The organism is Pseudomonas endophytica, from assembly GCF_001411475.1.
Taxonomy (GTDB): domain Bacteria; phylum Pseudomonadota; class Gammaproteobacteria; order Pseudomonadales; family Pseudomonadaceae; genus Aquipseudomonas; species Aquipseudomonas endophytica.
The window spans coordinates 1-21,015 of the sequence record NZ_LLWH01000213.1 but is presented as its reverse complement, the minus strand read 5'-3'; the positions used below and the strand labels follow the sequence as shown (position 1 = coordinate 21,015).

Below are 21,015 nucleotides of genomic sequence, written 5' to 3'. Positions count from 1 at the left end.
CATATCACACCCCGCTGACAAGGCTGCTTCAATACGGCTCGCAGCATCACCGACCACATGCGCACCAGCCATCGACAGGTCGTCACTGAAAATAACGCCATCAAATTGCAACTCACCGCGCAAAATGTCTTGCAACCAACGGCGCGAGAACCCCGCAGGCTGGCTGTCGACTTGCGGATAGATCACATGCGCAGGCATCACGCCTGCCAACTGTTTACTCAGACGGGCAAAGGGCACGAGGTCGTGGCTGCGGATCTGCTCAAGACTACGTTCGTCAGTCGGAATTGCGACGTGAGAATCCGCTTCAGCCCACCCATGCCCCGGAAAATGCTTGCCGGTTGCCGCCATACCCGCAGCGTTCATCCCACGAATAAAGGCGCCTGCTAAGTGTGCAGCACGTTCAGGGTCACCCTCAAAGGAACGGCTGCCCACCACAGCACTGCGCTGATGATCGAGGTCCAGTACGGGTGCAAAACTCAGGTCCAGACCAACCGCCAAGACTTCGGTAGCCATGATCCAACCACATTGCTCGGCCAAGTACTCGGCGTTTGGCGTATCGGCGATTGCACGCATGGCGGGCAGACGAACAAAACCTTGGCGCAGGCGCTGAACGCGGCCGCCCTCTTGATCGACGGCCAGCAGTAAATCGGGACGAATGGCGCGAATGGATGCACTCAACTCCCGCACTTGGCGCGGGTGTTCAATGTTGCGGGCAAAGATGATCAGGCCGCCCACTTCAGGTTGGCGCAGCAATTGCCGGTCTTCAGCCGTCAACCAAGTACCGGCGACGTCTACCATCAAGGAACCGTGCAAGGCAGAACTCATGGGAAATCCTTAAAGAGAGAAAGCGCTTATAACCCGACTCACCGTTGTAGGCACAGACCGGTGCGCCGCGTACCAGACAGGCAGCAGCGAATAAAGCGACGGGAATAAGTCTGGGCTAGGCATGGCGGCTAGCTTAGCGGAACAAAGCAGCCGCGCCCACCCGCTGGCGGTCAAACCTTGGCGGCGACCGACGAGCTTTTAGTACGAGGACGCAGCTGTGCGCTGGCCATTGATGGATCTGTAACACCACTGTCGGCACGCATCCCGGCAGCCAAAAAGGGCACCATCAAACGCATAACCTGCTCGATTGATGTGTTCACACCAAAATCGGTCTCAGCGATGGCGCGCAAAGCCTTAATCCCCGACATGCTGAACGCCGCAGCACCCAGCATAAAATGCACGCGCCAAAACAGTTCGATAGGCGGAATTTGCGGGGCAGCTTCGTTCACCAGCAACATATAGCGGCGGAACACCTTGCCGTACATGTCTTCGAGATAACGACGCAAGTGCCCTTGGCTTTGGCTGAATGCCAAACCCAGCAGGCGCATGAAAATAGACAGGTCATTACCGCTACGCGGCTGAATTACCAATGCCTGCTCTACCAGCATTTCTAAGAGTTCTTCAAGGCTGGGGCGATGCTCAGGCTTAGCCTGACGGCGCTCCAGCTCACGGTCGAGGTTGGCGCAGAAAGGCCCCAAAAAACGTGAGAAAACTGCCTGAATCAACGCTTTCTTGGAACCAAAATGGTAATTAACCGCCGCCAGATTGACCGAGGCTTTGCTGGTAATCAGCCGCAATGAAGTTTCAGCAAAACCTTTTTCCGCGAACAGCTGCTCTGCAGCATCAAGGATACGTTCAACGGTTTCCGACTGGGCCATGGCTACTCCGCCTGACAAAACATTTAAACACTTGTTTTAAACATACGTTTCGACTTGTAAAAAGTCAAGGCAAGGTATTAGGTTTGCGACCGGGCGGTCTTGCATTTAACCACAGCCTTGGACAGCAAGGCTTAGCCGTCTAAAAGTCAACGCATAGGTTTAGCTAATGACCGTCCAGCGGACTGCCCAAAATCGAGGATTGCCAATAAGCCTTCACTGTATATAATCCCAGTCACTGTATAAAAAGACAGAGCGATCACCATGTTAAAACTGACGCCACGCCAAGCCGAGATCCTGGCCTTCATCAAGCGTTGCCTAGATGACAACGGATACCCGCCCACCCGTGCCGAGATCGCACAGGAGCTGGGCTTTAAGTCACCCAACGCCGCTGAGGAACATCTCAAGGCCCTTGCACGCAAGGGTGCTATCGAAATGACTCCGGGTGCCTCACGCGGCATTCGCATCCCGGGTTTTGAGGCCAAGGCCGACGAATCCACCCTACCGATCATCGGCCGAGTCGCTGCTGGCGCGCCAATCCTTGCGCAAGAGCATGTTGAAGAGTCATGCAACATCAATCCAACTTTCTTCCATCCACGTGCCGATTACCTATTGCGTGTTCAAGGCATGAGCATGAAGGACGTTGGCATCTTTGATGGCGATCTCTTGGCTGTCCATACCTGTCGAGAAGCGCGTAACGGGCAAATTGTGGTAGCTCGCATTGATGACGAAGTCACTGTGAAGCGCTTCAAACGTGAAGGCAGCAAGGTCTGGCTAATCGCAGAAAACCCGGATTTCGCGCCTATTGAGGTTAACCTCAAAGAGCAGGAACTGGTTATCGAAGGCCTGAGCGTCGGCGTCATACGCCGCTAAAAGGAGACGTCATGCAGTTCCCACACACACCGCTGCCAGCACAACTCCCTTTGTTCGAAGTGTTCATGGCGCAACCCATGGCGCCTGTGATCAAAGAAGTGCTCGATGCACCTTGGAGCGCAGAACCTGAAGTTTTCAGTGAGTTGTCACTGCGCGGTGCTGCTGGAAACTGCCTGAACTTGCTCGCTCCAATGCTCCGCGAACTCAGCGAGCAATACGACGACCGCTGGCTGACCTTGATCGCTCCACCGGCCAGTCTGACTCAAAGCTGGTTACGCGATGCGGGGTTGAACCGCGAACGCATCCTGCTATTGCAACCCAACGGCAACAAAAGCGCTTTGCAACTCACCTGTGAGGCGCTTCGCTTGGGCCGTAGCCATACCGTGGTCAGTTGGATCAACCCGCTGGGTAGCGCCGCTCGTCAACAACTCATTAGCGCAGCACGTATCGGTCAAGGGCAAAGTCTGAATATTCGCCTAGGTTAAGCCAAGTCGTTATCGCGCCCCATCACAGGCTTGTGCGCAATTCACGAGCCTGCCAGTGATTTAGACGCTTAGTGCAGAATGCGCGGGCCTTCATCTTTTTCAAGCTCGCCTTCGGCCAATCGGCCCGCCATTTGAACACCGACGCTCAGCATGGCTTTAGCCACCTCAACGTGTTGACCTTGAAGAAAGGCCTTGGCATCTTCAGAAAAGTTGAGCGTCACCAAAGACCCCTCGTCTTCAGCCCGGCGCAACTCGATACGGCCGTCTGGCAATTCGACAATTTCTAGAAAGGACGTTGGCATAAAGGTTTGTTCTCCACGAAAGCGCGGGATTATATCAGTCATCCATTGTAATTTTTCTAGGATCTGTGCCTGTTTCATTGCTGACTGATGAATGACTGTACAGTTTTATCCGCGACTCTCAACACTCATTAAGCCCGTCACGAAACCGAATGGCCAAACTTTTCAGGTGCTGGCGCCATTCTTCTAGCTTCTCTCGACTCAGCTCCTCAGACGTTTCATCTTCGAGGTTAACCGCCTCGATTAAAGGTTGAAACACGTCCGTTTTAACCTTTTTAGGGGCCTGTAAGGGCTGATACAGCGCGGCATGCGTGACAACCAATTGTGCCAACCAAGTATGGGGGGCTCGAGCCAGTTCGACCATTTCTGCCAGCTCTGGGATAGCTATCGCGTCCAATACTTCTTGAGTCAGCAACAGCTCGACGCGTGAGGCGTTGGCTTGTGGCAAGCGGTAAAAACCTGCGATTTCATGGCATAAACCGAGTAAGGCGCCATAAAGATGAAAAATAGCTGACTCGCGTTCTGCCTGAACCAGCGCCTGAGCATTCATGGCCCGCCCTTCCCCAGCCTTGCTCATGGCCTCAAGTGCCAAACCGGCAAAATAAATTTTCTGATTGGTACGGGTATAGAGTTCGTGAGCCATGTTGAGGCGCTCCACAATATAAGAGATAAGGGCCGGCAAGCAGTCTCAGGGATTAAGGCGTACCGGCGCAAGGCTATGACGAGAGGTTTTCTATCCTTATGGCGCTGTACCTTGGTTTAACGGCGCTTCCAAGATCTAAAGATCGCGAGCAAGCTCGCTCCTACGCAGATTTTTTTGGTTCCCACCCCGTAGGAGCTGCCGCAGGCTGTGAGCTTTTAAATATCAAAAGATCGCAGCCTTCGTACCTCGGCAGCTCCTACACGGTTGTGATCTGCGCCCCAAAAGTGGACGAATGTCCAACATTTTGGGCGCAGATCAATCACTGCTGCCAGGCAGCCAAGAACAAAAAACCGCGCAAGGCGTGCAGCCGTGCGCGGTTTTTTGTTAGATAGTCAGCTCAGTATCAAGCGTCTTTATCTTTACGCTTGTCTTCAACCTTCCAGCTACCACCCTCGTAGAATGCACGCCAGCCTGTAGGCTTACCTTCCACTTCAGTCTGTACGTATTGCTCTTTGGTCTTGCGACTATAGCGAATCACCGCCGGACGACCCTCAGGGTCCTTCTTCGGCGCCTCACACAAGAAGTGATACTTAGGGTCAATCTCAGCTTTGTGCGGGATGATCTCGATCACCAACGGCGCGCGGGTTTCACGGTTTTTCGGGAACTGGCTGGCTGCCAAAAATAATCCCGAAGCGCCATCACGCAGAATGTAAGTGTCGTCGACCTTCTCACACTTAAGCTCCGGCATTTTCACCGGGTCCATTTTCGGCGGCGCCGCCTCACCGCTCTTCAGCAGTTTGCGGGTGTTTTTACACGCCGGGTTGGTGCAACCAAAGAACTTACCGAAACGACCAGTTTTAAGCTGCATCTCACTGCCGCATTTGTCGCACTCCAGGCTCGGCCCTTCGTAGCCCTTGATGCGGTAGTTACCTTCTTCGATCTCATAACCCACGCAATCCGGGTTGTTACCACAGATGTGCAGCTTATGCTTCTCATCCAGCAGGTAGGCATCCATCGCCGTGCTGCAAATCGGGCAACGGTGCTTACCTAACAGCACCAGCGATTCGGACTCGCCTTCGTCATCCGCAGCAATTTCGTCGCCCGGCACCAAGTTAACGGTGGCCTTACAGCGCTCTTTTGGCGGCAAGCTATAGCCTGAACAACCGAGGAAAACGCCTGTAGAAGCCGTACGAATCTGCATCGGGCGACCACATTCCTTGCACGGAATATCGGTCATAACCGGCTGGTTGGCCCGCATGCCGCCTTCTGGTGCCGCGGCTACTTCGAGCTTTTTCTTGAAGTCGCCATAGAACTCGTCCAGCACGTTTTTCCAGTCACGCTCGCCATGAGCGACGTCATCAAGGTTCTCTTCCATGCCGGCAGTGAAGCCGTAGTCCATGAGGTCCGAGAAACTTTCAGCCAAGCGCTCAGTAACGATGTCGCCCATTTTTTCAGAATAGAAACGACGGTTGTGCAGCGCCACGTAACCACGGTCTTGGATGGTGCCGATAATCGCTGCGTAGGTCGAAGGACGACCAATGCCGCGTTTTTCCATTTCTTTTACCAAGCTGGCTTCGGAGTAGCGCGCGGGTGGCTTGGTGAAGTGTTGGCTCGGATCCAGCTGGATCAGCTTCAACACATCGCCTTGAGCCATGTCCGGCAGTACATCGTCATCGCCAGGTTTGGTGATCTGCGGCATCACCCGGGTATAGCCGTCGAACTTCAGGATGCGCCCCTTTGCACGCAGCTCGAAGTCACCCGCCGCCACACTAACGGTGGTCGACAGGTATTTGGCTGGCAGCATCTGGCAAGCCACGAATTGGCGCCAGATCAGCTCATAAAGGCGCTCAGCATCGCGCTCCATGCCCGACAGTTTGCTCGGGTGCATGTTCACATCAGAAGGACGAATCGCTTCGTGAGCCTCTTGTGCGCCTTCTTTGCTGCTATAGACATTTGGCGTGGGCGGCAGATACGTCTCGCCGAACTCGCCCTGAATGTAGTCACGCGCCATCGCGACCGCATCGGCCGAAAGGTTGGTCGAGTCGGTACGCATATACGTGATGTAGCCCGCTTCATACAAACGCTGAGCCATCATCATGGTTTTCTTCACCCCGAAGCCCAGGCGGTTACTCGCTGCCTGCTGCAAGGTGGAGGTTATAAAGGGTGCCGACGGCTTGCTGCTGGTCGGTTTGTCTTCACGCTTAGCGATGGTGTAGCTGGATGCTTTGAGCTTCTCCAGCGCGGCCATGGCTTGGGCTTCGTTCAGAGGTTTGAACGCTTCTCCATTTTCCCGAGCCACGTCGAAGCGCACTTTAGCGCCCTTGGCAGTGCCCAGATCAGCGTGAACTTCCCAATATTCTTCGGGGATGAACGCACGAATTTCACGCTCACGCTCAACCACCAATTTAACGGCAACCGATTGCACACGACCTGCCGATAGGCCGCGGGCAATTTTGGCCCACAGCAGCGGCGATACCATGTAACCCACCACGCGGTCGAGGAAGCGACGCGCCTGCTGTGCATTCACACGGTTGATATCCAGCTCGCCCGGTTTGGAGAAGGCTTCTTGAATCGCCTTCTTGGTGATCTCGTTGAACACCACGCGTTTGTAACGGCTGTCATCCCCCCCGATGGCTTCGCGCAGGTGCCAGGCAATGGCTTCCCCCTCGCGATCCAAGTCGGTTGCGAGATAGATGGTGTCAGCATCTTTGGCGAGCCGGCGTAGCTCGTCGATGACCTTTTCCTTACCCGGCAGGATCTCGTACTTGGCCTTCCAGCCATGCTCGGGATCAACCCCCATGCGCGAGATCAGCTGCTTTTGAGCTTTCTCTTTAGGCGACAGGGCCGGTGCTTCGCCCGCCGCGGCCTTACCACGCTTGGCAGCAGGTTCTTTACTGGCGCTAGCCGAACCGCTGGTGGGCAAGTCTCGGATATGGCCGATACTCGACTTCACCACGTACTCGTTGCCCAAGTACTTGTTGATGGTCTTGGCCTTAGCCGGGGATTCCACAATGACCAGCGATTTGCCCATGGATCAGAAAATTCCTGAATTCTAGAAGTGAAAGGCGGTGAGCGCCTGACGCGGCACCGCTATATATAGTGGCTACAAGGTGAGGTCAAGCGCAGGGTTGTGCGCGACCTAGCCTTATGGCCGAGAAAATAGGCTGGGTTCTGGCTCAATCAAGGCAAAACGCGGAACCTGTTCACCCTCGACGGTGACCGTCTCAAGGAACATGCTCAGCGGACGGACCCAAAAGCCATAGTCACCGTATAAAGCTTGGTAAAACACCACGTGCTCTTCGGTTTCAGAATGGCGAGCCACATTGAATACCCGATATTGCGGCCCTTTGTAATGTTGATAGAGCCCAGGTTGTAGCGACATGTTGCGGCCCTCTGAAAAAAATAAAAAAAACCAAAAAACAAAAACCGGGGCACATGGCCCCGGCTTCTATCAACGCAACGCTTTACACGCGTTCGAAGACAGTGGCAATGCCTTGGCCAAGACCAATGCACATGGTGGACAACCCGAAAGTGCCGCCATTTTGCTTCATCACATTGAGCAAAGTGCCGGAGATACGAGCACCTGAGCATCCAAATGGATGACCCAGAGCGATAGCACCGCCATGCAGGTTAACCTTCTCATTCATCTTGTCGAGTACTTTCAAATCTTTCAGCACTGGCAGAGCCTGTGCAGCGAAAGCTTCGTTAAGCTCAATGAAGTCGATATCGGCCATATTCAAGCCTGCCCGCTTCAATGCTTTTTGTGTCGCCGGTACTGGACCATAGCCCATGATCGCTGGGTCTACACCCGCAAGGGCCATCGAGCGAATCACAGCCAGAGGCTCAAGACCCAAGTCTTTAGCGCGCTGGGCCGACATGACAATCATGCACGAAGCGCCATCAGTGATCTGCGAAGACGTACCCGCTGTCACAGTCCCACCTTTAGGGTTAAACGCTGGCTTAAGTGCAGCCAAACTTTCCAGGGTGGTTTCCGGACGGATGGTCTCGTCGTAATCGAAAACTTTCAGGAAACCGTTCTCGTCATAACCCTGCATCGGGATGATTTCGTCTTTGAACTTGCCTTCAACAGTTGCCTTGTGGGCCAACTGATGTGAACGCACGCCGAAGGCATCCTGCTGCTCGCGGGTGATGCCGTGCATCTTGCCAAGCATTTCAGCGGTCAAACCCATCATGCCCGAGGCTTTTGCCGCGTACAGCGACATGTGCGGGTTGGGATCAACGCCGTGCATCATGCTCACGTGGCCCATATGCTCGACGCCGCCCACGACAAACACGTCACCGTTACCGGTCATGATTGCTTGCGCAGCAGTGTGCAGCGCGCTCATGGACGAACCGCACAGGCGACTCACAGTTTGTGCCGCCGAGGTGTGCGGGATCTGCGTCATCAGCGACGCCATGCGCGCGATGTTCCAGCCCTGCTCCAAGGTCTGGTTTACACAGCCCCAGATAACATCTTCTACTTCGCTCGGGTCAACCTTGCTGTTGCGCTCCAGTACTTTGCTGATCAGGTGCGCAGACATGTCTTCAGCACGGGTGTTGCGGTGCATGCCACCCTTGGAGCGGCCCATCGGGGTGCGACCGAAGTCGACAATCACCACGTCTCTAGGATTCAAGCTCATAATTTCACTCTCACTCTAATGGGGCGCTTAACCGAAGAAGCTCTGACCGTTTTTGGCCATTTCACGCAGCTTCGCAGTCGGGTGGTACAGCGCGCCCAGTTCAGCGTACTGATCAGCCAAGGCTACGAACTCTGCCACACCGATCGAGTCGATGTAGCGCAGCGCGCCGCCGCGGAACAGTGGAAAGCCAATGCCATAAACCAAGCCCATATCGGCCTCGGCAGCCGTTTCAACGATGCCGTCTTCTAGGCAGCGCACGGTTTCTAGGCACAGCGGGATCATCATCCAGTTGATGATGTCTTCATCGGTGACGTCGCGCTGTTCGTAGACAACAGGCTTGAGCACTTCAAGCACACTCGAGTCCACGACTTTCTTCTGTTTGCCTTTTTTGTCTGGCTCATAGGCGTAGAAGCCCTTGCCGTTCTTCTGCCCCAGGCGCTTGGCCTCGTACAGCGCATCTACCGCTGAACGGCGATCGTCTTTCATACGATCCGGGAAGCCTTCGGCCATCACGTCACGGCCGTGGTGACCGGTGTCGATGCCGACTACGTCCATCAGGTAGGCCGGGCCCATTGGCCAACCAAATTTTTCCATGACTTTGTCGATGCGCACAAAGTCGACACCGGCGCTAACCAGCTTGGCGAAGCCGCCGAAGTACGGGAACAGGACACGGTTGACCAAGAAGCCTGGGCAGTCGTTAACCACAATCGGGTTTTTGCCCATTTTCTTGGCGTAGGCGACAGTGGTAGCAACTGCCAGATCACTGGACTTCTCGCCACGAATAACTTCAACCAAGGGCATCATGTGCACCGGATTGAAGAAGTGCATGCCGACAAAATTTTCAGGACGCTTAAGCGCTTTGGCCAACAAGCTGATGGAAATAGTCGAGGTGTTTGAAGCCAGAATGGCATCTTCCCTGACGTGGTTTTCAACTTCTGCCAACACCGCTTGCTTGACCTTCGGGTTTTCAACAACCGCTTCAACCACTAGGTCAACGTTGCCGAAGTCGCCGTAGGACAGAGTAGGACGAATACCGTTTAGCACTTCGGCCATTTTGGCCGCAGTCATGCGACCTTTATCAACGCGGCCTACCAGTAGCTTGGCGGCTTCTGCCAGACCTTGCTCAATGCCATGCTCGTTGATGTCTTTCATCAAAATCGGCGTCCCTTTAGAGGCCGACTGATAGGCAATACCGCCGCCCATGATGCCAGCGCCGAGAACGGCTGCCTGCTTCACGTCTTTGGCGATCTTGTCGTAGATCTTGGCTTTTTTCTTCAGTTCCTGATCGTTCAGGAATAAGCCGATCAAGGCGTTTGAAGCTGGAGTCTTGGCCAATTTGGCGAAGCCTGCAGCTTCAACTTCCAGCGCTTTGTCGCGACCGAAATTGGCAGCTTTTTGGATCGTTTTGATCGCTTCAACTGGCGCCGGATAGTTCGGGCCAGCTTGACCTGCAACAAAACCTTTAGCGGTTTCGAAGGCCATCATTTGTTCAATTGCGTTCAGCTTGATTTTTTCAAGCTTAGGCTGACGCTTGGCCTTGAAGTCCAGCTCGCCGCTGATGGCGCGCTTGATGATGTCCAGTGCAGCAGCGGCCAGCTTGGCAGCAGGCACCACAACATCCACGACGCCGACTTTCAGCGCATCTTCTGCGCGATTTTCTTTACCCGAGGCAATCCACTCAACCGCGTTATCAACGCCGATCAGGCGCGGCAAACGCACAGTGCCGCCAAAGCCTGGGTAGATGCCCAGCTTGACTTCCGGCAGGCCAATTTTGGCGCTGTCGGCCATAACGCGGAAGTCAGCCGCCAGGCACATCTCTAGCCCACCCCCCAATGCGATGCCATTGATCACGGCAACGGTCGGAACGTTGAGGTCTTCGAAATCACTGAAAATTTTGTTGGCTTCGAGGTTGCCCGCGATCAGCTCGGCATCCGGCAACTTGAAGTTTTCGACGAATTCGGTGATGTCTGCGCCCACGATAAAGACGTCTTTGCCACTAGAAACGATGACACCCTTAACCGAAGCATCTGACTTGATCGCATCCACTGCCTGACGCAATTCATTCAGGGTTAGACGGTTGAACTTGTTGACGGACTCACCCTTGAGATCGAACTTGAGTTCGACAATGCCACTTTCAAGAGCCGTAACCGTGATGGCTTTACCTTCGTAAATCATCAACTGATCTCCACGATATGGAAGCTGAACAGTACACGTCGGACGCTAGCGTCTGGCTGTCACTGACGTTTGCGTCAATGCTGATGCCAATCCGCCAGGCACACCCGCCAACGCGATAATCCGGGTTCTGCGAGCGTTATCTGACAAGACAAACACTCGATTCATACGCCCGTTTGATTTGGGTGACGACACCTTCACGGAAAAGCCAGTGATTGTCAATTGCCGAAAACAAGGATGACAAAACGACTCATCGGTCAGATTTTAAACTCGCAGAACAGCGAACAAGCATAGACAGCCTAAGCGTTTATACAGGCGAAGATCGTGAAAAGATCAACATGTGTTCATTATGAGGACTTACGCCAGCGCTTTAAGTACCTGGTCAATGGCATACAAGACTTCTGGCTCGCCTTTTTCTCCCCAGTACAACGCAATCATCTGCGCTCCGGCATCAACCTTATACACATTGGCCGGTAATTTTTTGAACTGTGCCAGCAGGCGCTCATCGGCACATTCTTCACGCCATTGATTGACCCATATTCCTGGCGATGATTGCCAATAGCACCACACTTCTGGCTTAGTACCCCGCCGCGGGCGATGGAATTGCGCACAAGAGCCCGGCGGCTCAGGCTCAAGCCAATGCGGCCATTCTTGATTCGCCAGTTGCATTGCCAAGCCCATGCGCCGCGCCTCCATGCGCAATACCATCCGACCACTCTGGCGCCGCGAAGGTCGCAGCCATGCTAAGGGGCTCAGAACCACCACTAGGATTGACACCACTATCCATACCGTCATATTTCTACTCTCATAACTTTATAAACGAGTTGACCCCAATCCATAATAAGCCTCTACAAACGGGCCAAACTCACGACCAACCACCTTGCACAGGAACGCCTCACATGACCTCGCCGATGCCCTACAAACATATTTTAGTTGCCGTCGACCTGACCGAAGAATGTGACCCCGTCATCTACCGCGCCAGTGCCAGCGCTGAAGCCAACAACGCAAAACTGTCGCTCATCCATATCGTCGAGCCTATGGCGATGGCCTTTGGCGGTGACGTCCCCATGGACCTGTCACAGCTTCAGCAACAGCAGTTCGACCAGGCTAAAGAACGTCTAGACCGACTTATCGACATCTACCCTCAACTGTCCAAAGACAATTGCCACCTGAAATACGGCCAGCCACGCCAAGAAATTCACGGTTTTGCCAAAGAGCAAAACTGCGAATTGATCGTGGTTGGCAGCCATGGCCGTCACGGTTTAGCTCTGCTGCTGGGCTCTACCGCAAACGATGTACTGCACGGTGCGCCGTGTGACGTATTGGCGGTCAGCTTGAAAAAACCTGAGTAAGCACAGCAAACAACAAAAAGCCCGACCCTTGATTAAAGGGCCGGGCTTTTTTTTAGCGGGCAGTCACTCAGGCATCCAACTCGGCCCAACGCTCAACCAATTGATCAAGCTCAGCTTGCAGTTGCTCAAGCTTGGCAATCACAGCCGCCGTTTCAGTGGAGGGGCGCTGATAGAAACCTGCCTCAGCCATTTCGGCTTCGACAGTAGCAATCGCCTGCTCTTTAGCGTCGATGTCGCCCGGCAATGCTTCCAGCTCGCGCTGCAATTTATAGCTAAGCTTCTTTTTTGCAGCCGGTGCGGGCTGCTCAGAGACTGGAGCCGGCGCGGCAGTTACTACAGCCGAGTTCAAGTCAGCTTTACCGGATTTGCTTTCAGTGACACCCAGCAGACGTGGCGAACCGCCCTGACGCAGCCAGTCCTGATAACCACCCACGTATTCGCGTACTTTGCCTTCACCTTCGAAAACCAAAGTGCTGGTGACGACGTTGTCGAGGAATGCCCGGTCGTGGCTGACCATCAACACAGTGCCTTGGAAGGTCAGTAAGACTTCTTCCAACAACTCTAGGGTTTCTACGTCCAGGTCGTTGGTCGGTTCATCAAGCACCAGCAGGTTAGCGGGCTTGCTGAACAACTTGGCCAGCAACAGGCGCGCACGCTCACCACCTGACAGCGCCTTGACCGGCGTACGAGCACGCTGCGGGCTGAACAAGAAGTCACCCAAGTAGCTGAGAACGTGACGGCTTTGACCGTCGATGTCGATAAAATCGCGGCCTTCAGCCACGTTATCGATAACGGTTTTTTCCAAGTCCAATTGGTGGCGCAACTGGTCGAAGTAAGCCACGTCAATGCGCGTACCCTCTTCCACCTTGCCGTGGGTCGGTTGCAAACCGCCTAGCATCAGCTTCAACAACGTGGTCTTGCCCGTACCGTTGGCACCCAGCAAACCAATACGGTCGCCACGCTGCAGGACCATCGAGAAATCTTTGACCAGAAACGGACCCTGCGGATGAGCAAAGCTGACGTTGTCCAGCACCATCACTTGCTTACCAGACTTTTCAGCGGTATCCAGCAGAATATTCGCCTTGCCAGTGCGCTCGCGGCGTTCGCTGCGCTCTACACGCAAAGCTTTCAAGGCGCGAACACGGCCTTCGTTACGGGTGCGACGGGCTTTGATGCCTTGGCGGATCCACACCTCTTCTTGGGCCAAACGCTTATCAAACAGCGCATTGGCGGTTTCTTCGGCTGCCAAGGTGGCTTCTTTGTGCACCAAGAAGCTGGCGTAATCGCCGTTCCAGTCGATCAAGCCACCACGGTCCAGCTCCAGAATCCGCGTTGCGAGGTTCTGCAAGAATGAACGGTCGTGCGTGATGAACAGCACTGCACCTTGGAAGTCCTTCAACGCCTCTTCCAGCCAGGCAATTGCACCGATGTCCAAGTGGTTGGTCGGTTCGTCGAGCAGCAGTAAATCTGGCTCAGACACCAACGCCTGCGCCAGCAGCACACGGCGACGCCAGCCACCCGACAATTGGGCAAGGGTCTTGTCAGCTGGCAGCTGTAAGCGGCTCAGGGTGCTGTCGACCAGTTGCTGCAAGCGCCAGCCATCACGGGCTTCAAGGTCTTGCTGGACGTGCATCAGCTTGTCCAGATCGGCATCGGTGACAATGTTCTGACTGAGATGATGGTACTGGGCCAGCAATTCGCCAACACCGTCCAAGCCCTCGGCCACAACGTCGAATACTGTCCGTCCGTCGGCTACCGGCAACTCTTGCGGCAACTCGCCAATCTTGAGCCCGGGTGCGCGCCAGACAGAGCCGTCGTCAGGCTTTTGATCACCTTTGACCAGCTTCATCATGCTGGACTTGCCGGTGCCGTTGCGGCCGATGATGCACACCCGCTCTCCACGGGCGATCTGCCAGGACACCTTGTCCAACAACGGCGTAGAGCCGAAAGCAAGGGACACATCGCTGAATTTGAGCAGGGTCATGAGCTTCTCCAAAAACTGGGCGCGCATTCTACCTGATTTGAGCCCGCAGGCGGCTGGGTATTTCGTGTACGGACGCGCCTGGCGCTTATTTAGCAGCAAGTTGCACCGACTGGCTGCCAAGGCTTTCATGGGTCGTCGGCAAAAGGCTAAGCTAGGGGCTGTTTGCATCTCATTAAGAGCCGTAGGGGCTGAAACGCCAGCGCCTAGACTCCTCAACTTGTGCAGTTTCACACTGCATGTGTCGCGTTTTTATCTGTACGGAAGCCTCATGCGCAGTCGCCTTTTCAACTTTTTATCCTGCCTGCTGCTCACCACCTGCGCCGTGCAATCCACGCTGGCCGCAGACCTCACTCAACAACGCCAACTGTACGATCAAGCCAAACGGGCCTTAGCCAAGGGTGACTCCGGCCCTTACTTTCAAAATGCTGCGGCCCTGCGCAGCTACCCACTCACACCTTATCTGGCGTATGACGAACTGACCGCACGCCTTAAGTCCGCCAGCAATGCCGAAATCGAACAGTTTTTGGCCGAGCATGGCGACCTGCCGCAGTCCAACTGGATGAAACTGCGTTGGTTGCGCTGGCTGGCAGACCGTGGGGACTGGGCCACATTCGTTAAGTATTACGATCCCAAGCTCAATTTCACCGAGCTGGACTGCCTTAATGGTCAGTACCAGATCACCCACAACCTCAAGGCAGAGGGTTATGCCTCTGCCGAAAAACTGTGGCTGGTCGGCAAAGCTCAACCCGCCGCCTGCGATGCACTGTTTAGCCAGTGGGCCGCTGATGGCCAACTGACCGAGCAAAAGCGTTGGCAGCGCGTAAAACTGGCCGCTGAAGCGCGTAACTATGCCTTGGCTAACTCATTGGCCAACGGCCTGACCACGCAGGGGCCGCAAGCCAAACTGATGATTGCCGTCGCGCAAAAGCCCGACATGCTCAGCCAGCCTTCTTTGTTCTTACCGGCCAGTGACGCCATGTCAGATGCGGTCGGTCTGGGGTTGCGCCGTCTCGCACGTCAAGATCCAGAAAAAGCCGCGTCACTGCTCGATACTTACGCCGCCAACATGCACTTCTCACGTGACGAAAAAGTCGCTATCGCTCGGGAAATCGGCCTGACGTTCGCTCGTCGCTATGACAGTCGCGGTCTGGCCATCATGACCCAGTACGACCCGGAGCTACGTGACAACACCGTCACCGAGTGGCGCCTGCGCTTGCTGTTACGCCTTGGACGCTGGGAAGAAGCCTACCAACTGACCAAAAAACTGCCGCCGGAACTGGCCACCACCAACCGCTGGCGCTACTGGCAGGCTCGCAGCCTAGAGCTGGCCGAGCCGAAAAACCCACAGGCTTTGGCCCTGTTCAAGAATGTCGCCAAAGAACGTGATTTTTACGGCTTTTTGGCTGCTGATCGTGCACAAACCCCTTACAAACTCAACAACAACCCACTAGCGCTCAGCCCGCAACTGATCAATAAAGTGCGCAACACGCCAGGCATCCAGCGCGCGTTGGAGTTCCACGCTCGCGGCCAAGTGGTTGATGGTCGTCGTGAGTGGTATTACGTCAGCCGCCACTTCAATCGTGATGAGATGGTTGCCCAAGCCAAACTGGCTTACGACCTAAAGTGGTATTTCCCGGCTATTCGCACCATCAGTCAGGCGAAATATTGGGACGACCTGGACATTCGTTTCCCCATGGCGCACCGCGACACCTTGTTACGTGAAGCTAAAGTCCGCGGGCTGCATTCCAGTTGGGTTTTTGCAATTACCCGTCAGGAGAGTGCCTTTATGGATGACGCCCGCTCCGGCGTAGGTGCCAGCGGCTTGATGCAGTTAATGCCTGCTACCGCCAAAGAGACTGCGCGGAAATTCAGCATCCCGTTGGCATCGCCGCAGCAAGTGCTAGACCCGGACAAAAACATCCAGTTAGGGGCTGCGTACTTAAGCCAAGTGCACGGCCAATTTAACGGCAATCGGGTACTTGCTTCTGCCGCTTACAACGCTGGCCCTGGCCGGGTGCGTCAATGGCTCAAGGGTGCCAATCACTTGGGCTTTGACGTGTGGGTTGAAAGCATTCCATTCGACGAAACCCGCCAATACGTGCAGAACGTGTTGTCTTATTCAGTGATCTACGGACAAAAGCTCAACGTACCCCAGCCTTTGGTGGACTGGCATGAGCGGTATTTTGATGATCAGTAAACTTCTGTAGGAGCACCGCAGGCTGCGATCTTTTGATTTAAAAGGTCAAAAGATCGCAGCCTGCGGCAGCTCCTACAGAAAGCTGGTTAGGGGTGAGTTACTCCAGAATCGTGACCGGCATCCCGACTTCTAATACGCCCTCGTCGTCGTTCACCAGATTTTGCCCAAACATGATCCCATCGGTCTGTTTGCGATAAGTCATCAAGGTTGCGAGCGGCTCTCGGTTGGCGTCACGCTCACCAGTCTGTGGGTCGATTGTGGTCAAAATGCAGCGCGAGCACGACTTCACAACTCGAAACTCGATATCGCCAATACGAATACGCTTCCAGCCGTCTTCGGCAAACGCTTCGCTGCCTTCAATCACCAAGTTAGGGCGAAAGCGCAGCATCTCCAGCGGCCTGCCGACTTTGTTCGTAAGGTCATCCAGCGACGCTTGCCCTATCAGCAATAAAGGGTAGCCATCGGCGAACGCGACCTTGTCATCGTCACGCCCATAGCCCGCCTCAGTGGTGCGCGCACGCTCAAGTGGCACATGCACCAGACGCACTCGCTTATCGATAAAGCGACTGAGCCATTGCGCCGCCTCATCGCCTGCATCCGGCACGCGCAAGGTGTCACGCCAGATGGTCACGCCACGCAAATTCTGCTCCTGCTCCGGTAACGCGACTTGCAGTGGAGTTAAACCCTCAGCACTCAAGGTCAAGCCACCGCTTATATTCCACAGGGCAGAGAGTTGACTCATTCTAGGGTCAGCGCGCTGAGTCAAAAATCGTCCGGTCGCCTCGTCCACCAACATCCAGCGACGATCACCCACCAACCCCAACGTATCCAATTGGGCTTTAGGCAAGCTTTCGCCCTTGCCAGATTTGAGTGGATAGCGATACAGCGCACTTAGCCGAAGCATGGGTCAGATCCAAGTCAAAAAAGCCACAGTATACGAGCTGACAGCCGCTGCAAAGATCAGGCCTTTGTGCTGAGTCAGGCGGGCACTTCGTCTAGCAGTAAACGCTGGCGGACGACATCCACCAATTTGTCAGGCTGGAACTTAGAGAGAAAATTGTCGCACCCAACTTTCTTCACCATCGACTCATTGAAACTGCCGGATAAAGAGGTGTGAAGCACCACATACAGACTGCGCAGACGCGGGTCGTTACGGATTTCTGTGGTCAGGCGGTAGCCATCCATTTCTGGCATTTCAGCGTCGGTGAATATCATCAACAATTTGTCGGTCATTACCAGCCCGGCATCGGCCCAAGCTTTGAGCAGGTTCAACGCTTTGAGGCCATCGCTGGCAATGTGCATCTTGACCCCCAGTTGCGAGAGTGTTTCCTGCAACTGCGCCAACGCCACACTGGAGTCGTCGACCAACAGCACTTCACGACCCCGAGAACGCTCAAGCACAGGGTCAGCCAGTTGATCGCGGGACACTTTGGCGTTGTAAGGCACGATCTCGGCCAAGACCTTTTCCACGTCGATAATTTCCACCAGTTGCTCGTCAACCTTGCTGATGGCGGTCAAGTAATGGTGACGCCCTGCACTGCTGGGCGGCGGCAAAATGGCCTCCCAGTTCATGTTGACGATTCGGTCCACGCTACCGACCAAGAACGCCTGTATTGAGCGGTTGTACTCGGTGACGATGATCGTGCTGTCAGGCCCCGGTACCAGTGGGCGCAGGCCAATCGCTTGGGACAGATCAATCACAGGGAGGGTTTTGCCGCGCAAGTTGATGACGCCGCATACATGCCGATGACGCTGCGGCATCAGCGTGAGCTTGGGCAGTTGCAACACTTCTTGAACCTTGAACACGTTGATCGCGAACAACTGCCGCCCCGCGAGGCGAAACATCAGAAGCTCCAATCGGTTTGCACCGACCAACTGTGTACGCTGGTCTACTGTGTCAAGAATGCCGGCCATTGTTAATTCCTGAGAGTGAAGCTAAAGGTTCAAGGTTATCGACATACCCTGCCGCTTCTTGACCCTTCAAACCGCCGCACAGCAAAAAACAACAGCCAAATGGCATCTTTTGAGATTAAGAACTGAGTAACGCTGAGGACGGCGGCAAGTGCACCCGCAACGCACCTTTATGCAAGGTGAAGCGCAAGTTATCACCCGACAGCGGTTCGCCATCTAGGTTGAGCGACAGCCCTTGTGCCGACTTGATTTCAACCCACGGCAGGCGAGCCCGAACAAACAGGTTATCCAGCCCCCAGCCGCCCGCCATCAGACTCTTCAGCGTGCCGACCACTTCTTGTGGGGCAGGCAAAATGCTGACATCCAAGAGGCCATCATCGACCAATGCGTTCGGGCATAACTCATGCCCACCACCGGCCTGACGCCCGTTGCCAATGCCCAATGCCAGCAACTGGCCTTGCCACTGAAAATCGGGGCCTTGCAGTTCTGCATAAGCCGCCTCTAACTCGCCAAAACGCGAGAGCCCGGTGAATAGATAGGCTGCACCACCGATCACTTTTTTCAGGTCTTCAGAGGTGTTGGCTGTCACTTGGCTGCCAAATCCGCCGGTGGCCATATTTAAAAAATACTGGCCGCCGACTTCGCCCAAATCAATCTGTCGGGCGGGTACGTCCAGCAACGCCAGAGCTTGATCTGGTTCCAATGGAACACCGGCCGCGCGGGCAAAGTCATTCGCCGTACCCAAGGGCAACAACACGAGGCTGGCCGTGGTATTCGCCAGCGCCATCGCCTCGGCAACATCCCGTAGCGTGCCGTCACCGCCCCCGGCAATTATCTGTTTGTAGCCCCCTTCAAGGGCTTCATTCACTAGGCGCTGCGCATCACCCCCCTCCCACGTTAGGCGTACCACCAACTCGCGGCCATTGGCACGTTGTTGCTCAACAGCAGCCCGAACGTCCTCGTTCATGGCTTGCTTGCCGTGCAAAATCAAAAATGCCTTTTCTGCGCTCATGCTGCGTCTCCTGATCAATCATTTTTGTTGGACAACAACTCATTCATAACGACCCAATTTTCGTGACTTATTTGCAAAAAAACTTTCTGAACCGTCAACGAGTCGCTCAAAACTCCATAACCCGTCAGACTTCACACTTTTACAGCAGCCTAAAGCCTTGGAGGCGTTCTGAATGGGCCCACTCATTCCCTGCATAATCGCCGGGGGCGCAGGTACCCGACTCTGGCCAGTGTCGCGTGAAGCCTTGCCCAAGCCCTTTATGCGCCTGCCCGATGGCGAAAGCCTGCTGCAAAAGACCTTCAAACGCGCAGCCCTGCTGCCGGATGTGGATCAGCTACTGACTGTAACCAACCGCGACGTGTTTTTTCGCACGCTCGACGACTACCGTACCTGCATGCCCAGCGACCTGACGCTGGACTTCATTCTTGAGCCCTTTGGTCGCAATACTGCACCGGCCATTGCAGCGGCAGCGCTGCACATTGCCCAACGCTATGGCAGCGATGCACACGTGTTGATATTACCCGCCGATCACTTAATCACCGATATCACGGCCTTCCAGCACGCGGTTGAGCGTGCTCGGCACTTGGCCGATCAAGGTTGGTTAGTGACGTTCGGCATTCAACCTACCCGGCCCGAAACCGGCTTTGGTTATATCGAAACCGGCAGCGCACTGGGCAGCGACGGTTTTAAAGTGACGGGTTTTATTGAAAAGCCTGATTGCGTAAAGGCACAACAGTTTTTGGAGGGCGGTCTGCACCTGTGGAACAGCGGAATGTTCTGCATGCGTGTCGATAGTTTTCTGCAAGAGCTGCAGGAACATGCGCCGCAGATACTGACAGCGATCAGCCACTGCTTGGCGCACAGCCAACTCTTTGAAGGCTCGCAGCAACGCCACCTTGAACTCGACAGCCAGACCTTCGCCCTTAATCAAGATATTTCCATCGACTACGCGCTCATGGAGCGCTCAAAAAAAGTCGCCGTGGTGCCCTGCAAACTGGGTTGGAGTGATATTGGCAGTTGGCAGGCCGTGCGTGAACTAAGTCCGACTGACCGCCATGGCAACCAATGCGTGGGCGAACACGTGTTGCACGATGTGCATAACTGCTACATCGACTCATCCTCACGCTTGGTCGCAGGGGTCGGCCTTAAAGATCTGGTCATCATCGACACCCCGGATGCGCTGTTGGTCGCCGATGCGGGCCGTACTCAAGACGTTAAATACATCGCCCAAGCGCTCAAACAACAAGGGCATGATGCTTACCGCCTGCACCGCAGCGTGATGCGTCCTTGGGGCAGTTACAGCGTGTTAGAGGAAGGTCCGGGGTTCAAACTCAAGCGTATTGTGGTCAAGCCTCACGGCGCGCTGTCATTGCAACTGCACCGTCATCGTAGCGAGCATTGGATCGTCGTCAGCGGCACCGCGCAGGTAACTAACGGCGATCAGCAATTCATGCTGGGGCGCAACGAGTCAACGTTTATCAAACCTGGTCGTCAACATCGGCTGGTCAACCCCACAGACGATGAGCTGGTGATGTTCGAAGTGCAGTGCGGGGACTATGTAGGCGAAGACGATATTGTGCGTTTCAACGATAGATATGGCCGCACTGAAATACCCTAAAGTGGACTGCCCCCAAAAAGTTGGACACATATCCAACTTTTTGGGGTTTCAACATGAGCAAGTACACAGAGCAATTTAAGCTCAACGCCATCAAGGCTTATCTTGATGGCACTAAGGGTCTACGGACGA

The 21,015-nt window shown here is 54.8% G+C and carries 18 protein-coding genes; 5 read left to right on the top strand and 13 right to left on the bottom strand.

Going from position 1 to position 21,015, the window contains the following annotated elements; translation table 11 throughout:
• Together nagZ and AQS70_RS20205 are read right to left on the bottom strand one after the other, a co-directional pair.
• The coding region (gene nagZ, locus AQS70_RS20210; protein WP_187331832.1) for a beta-N-acetylhexosaminidase at positions 1–813 on the bottom strand (813 nt) is incomplete at its 3' end.
• Positions 814–995: 182 nt separating this feature from the next.
• Positions 996–1,703: a TetR/AcrR family transcriptional regulator gene (locus AQS70_RS20205; RefSeq protein ID WP_055104512.1), complete on the bottom strand. Its 708-nt coding sequence runs from the start codon at positions 1,701–1,703 to the stop codon at positions 996–998.
• 261 nt (positions 1,704–1,964) lie between these two features.
• Between AQS70_RS20205 and lexA the strand changes: the two genes are divergently transcribed.
• Both lexA and sulA read left to right on the top strand, forming a co-directional pair.
• On the top strand, positions 1,965–2,573 hold the full coding sequence (gene lexA / locus AQS70_RS20200; protein WP_029611310.1) for a transcriptional repressor LexA: 609 nt from the start codon (positions 1,965–1,967) through the stop codon (positions 2,571–2,573).
• 11 nt (positions 2,574–2,584) lie between these two features.
• Positions 2,585–3,058, top strand: coding sequence for an SOS-induced cell division inhibitor SulA (sulA, locus tag AQS70_RS20195; RefSeq protein ID WP_055104511.1), 474 nt, complete (start codon positions 2,585–2,587; stop codon positions 3,056–3,058).
• 68 nt (positions 3,059–3,126) lie between these two features.
• Here the strand turns inward: sulA and AQS70_RS20190 are convergent, their stop codons facing one another.
• From AQS70_RS20190 to AQS70_RS20160, 7 genes are all read right to left on the bottom strand, one after another.
• Positions 3,127–3,360, bottom strand: a complete 234-nt coding sequence (locus AQS70_RS20190; RefSeq protein WP_019408701.1) for a hypothetical protein — start codon at positions 3,358–3,360, stop codon at positions 3,127–3,129.
• 118 nt (positions 3,361–3,478) lie between these two features.
• Entirely contained in the window at positions 3,479–4,000 is a 522-nt protein-coding gene (locus tag AQS70_RS20185; RefSeq protein ID WP_055104510.1) for a DUF6586 family protein, read from the bottom strand.
• A 403-nt stretch (positions 4,001–4,403) separates the two neighbouring features.
• Positions 4,404–7,031, bottom strand: a complete 2,628-nt coding sequence (gene topA / locus AQS70_RS20180) for a type I DNA topoisomerase (RefSeq protein ID WP_055104509.1) — start codon at positions 7,029–7,031, stop codon at positions 4,404–4,406.
• A 114-nt stretch (positions 7,032–7,145) separates the two neighbouring features.
• A complete protein-coding gene (locus AQS70_RS20175; protein WP_055104508.1) occupies positions 7,146–7,382 on the bottom strand; it encodes a DUF1653 domain-containing protein in 237 nt (78 codons plus the stop codon).
• 82 nt (positions 7,383–7,464) lie between these two features.
• The gene (gene fadA, locus AQS70_RS20170) at positions 7,465–8,640 is read right to left on the bottom strand and encodes an acetyl-CoA C-acyltransferase FadA (RefSeq protein ID WP_055104507.1); all 1,176 of its coding nucleotides are present in this window, start codon (positions 8,638–8,640) and stop codon (positions 7,465–7,467) included.
• 27 nt (positions 8,641–8,667) lie between these two features.
• The gene (gene fadB / locus AQS70_RS20165; RefSeq protein ID WP_055104506.1) at positions 8,668–10,815 is read right to left on the bottom strand and encodes a fatty acid oxidation complex subunit alpha FadB; all 2,148 of its coding nucleotides are present in this window, start codon (positions 10,813–10,815) and stop codon (positions 8,668–8,670) included.
• Between the two features lie 354 nt (positions 10,816–11,169).
• Positions 11,170–11,607, bottom strand: coding sequence for a hypothetical protein (locus AQS70_RS20160; protein ID WP_055104505.1), 438 nt, complete (start codon positions 11,605–11,607; stop codon positions 11,170–11,172).
• A 116-nt stretch (positions 11,608–11,723) separates the two neighbouring features.
• Here AQS70_RS20160 and AQS70_RS20155 point away from each other — a divergent pair, with 116 nt between their 5' ends.
• Positions 11,724–12,164: a universal stress protein gene (locus tag AQS70_RS20155; RefSeq protein WP_055104515.1), complete on the top strand. Its 441-nt coding sequence runs from the start codon at positions 11,724–11,726 to the stop codon at positions 12,162–12,164.
• Between the two features lie 67 nt (positions 12,165–12,231).
• Here the strand turns inward: AQS70_RS20155 and AQS70_RS20150 are convergent, their stop codons facing one another.
• Entirely contained in the window at positions 12,232–14,148 is a 1,917-nt protein-coding gene (locus AQS70_RS20150) for an ATP-binding cassette domain-containing protein (RefSeq protein WP_055104504.1), read from the bottom strand.
• Between the two features lie 268 nt (positions 14,149–14,416).
• Here AQS70_RS20150 and AQS70_RS20145 point away from each other — a divergent pair, with 268 nt between their 5' ends.
• Positions 14,417–16,345, top strand: a complete 1,929-nt coding sequence (locus AQS70_RS20145) for a transglycosylase SLT domain-containing protein (protein ID WP_055104514.1) — start codon at positions 14,417–14,419, stop codon at positions 16,343–16,345.
• A 97-nt stretch (positions 16,346–16,442) separates the two neighbouring features.
• On the opposite strand, the gene AQS70_RS20140 is transcribed toward AQS70_RS20145, so the two are convergent.
• From AQS70_RS20140 to yegS, 3 genes are all read right to left on the bottom strand, one after another.
• Complete coding sequence (locus AQS70_RS20140; RefSeq protein WP_055104503.1) at positions 16,443–17,249, bottom strand: MOSC domain-containing protein; 807 nt, start codon at positions 17,247–17,249, stop codon at positions 16,443–16,445.
• A gap of 74 nt (positions 17,250–17,323) precedes the next feature.
• The gene (locus tag AQS70_RS20135) at positions 17,324–18,259 is read right to left on the bottom strand and encodes a chemotaxis protein CheV (protein WP_055104502.1); all 936 of its coding nucleotides are present in this window, start codon (positions 18,257–18,259) and stop codon (positions 17,324–17,326) included.
• A 115-nt stretch (positions 18,260–18,374) separates the two neighbouring features.
• On the bottom strand, positions 18,375–19,268 hold the full coding sequence (yegS, locus tag AQS70_RS20130) for a lipid kinase YegS (RefSeq protein ID WP_055104501.1): 894 nt from the start codon (positions 19,266–19,268) through the stop codon (positions 18,375–18,377).
• 172 nt (positions 19,269–19,440) lie between these two features.
• Between yegS and AQS70_RS20125 the strand changes: the two genes are divergently transcribed.
• Complete coding sequence (locus AQS70_RS20125; protein ID WP_055104500.1) at positions 19,441–20,886, top strand: mannose-1-phosphate guanylyltransferase/mannose-6-phosphate isomerase; 1,446 nt, start codon at positions 19,441–19,443, stop codon at positions 20,884–20,886.
• Positions 20,887–21,015: the final 129 nt, after the last annotated feature.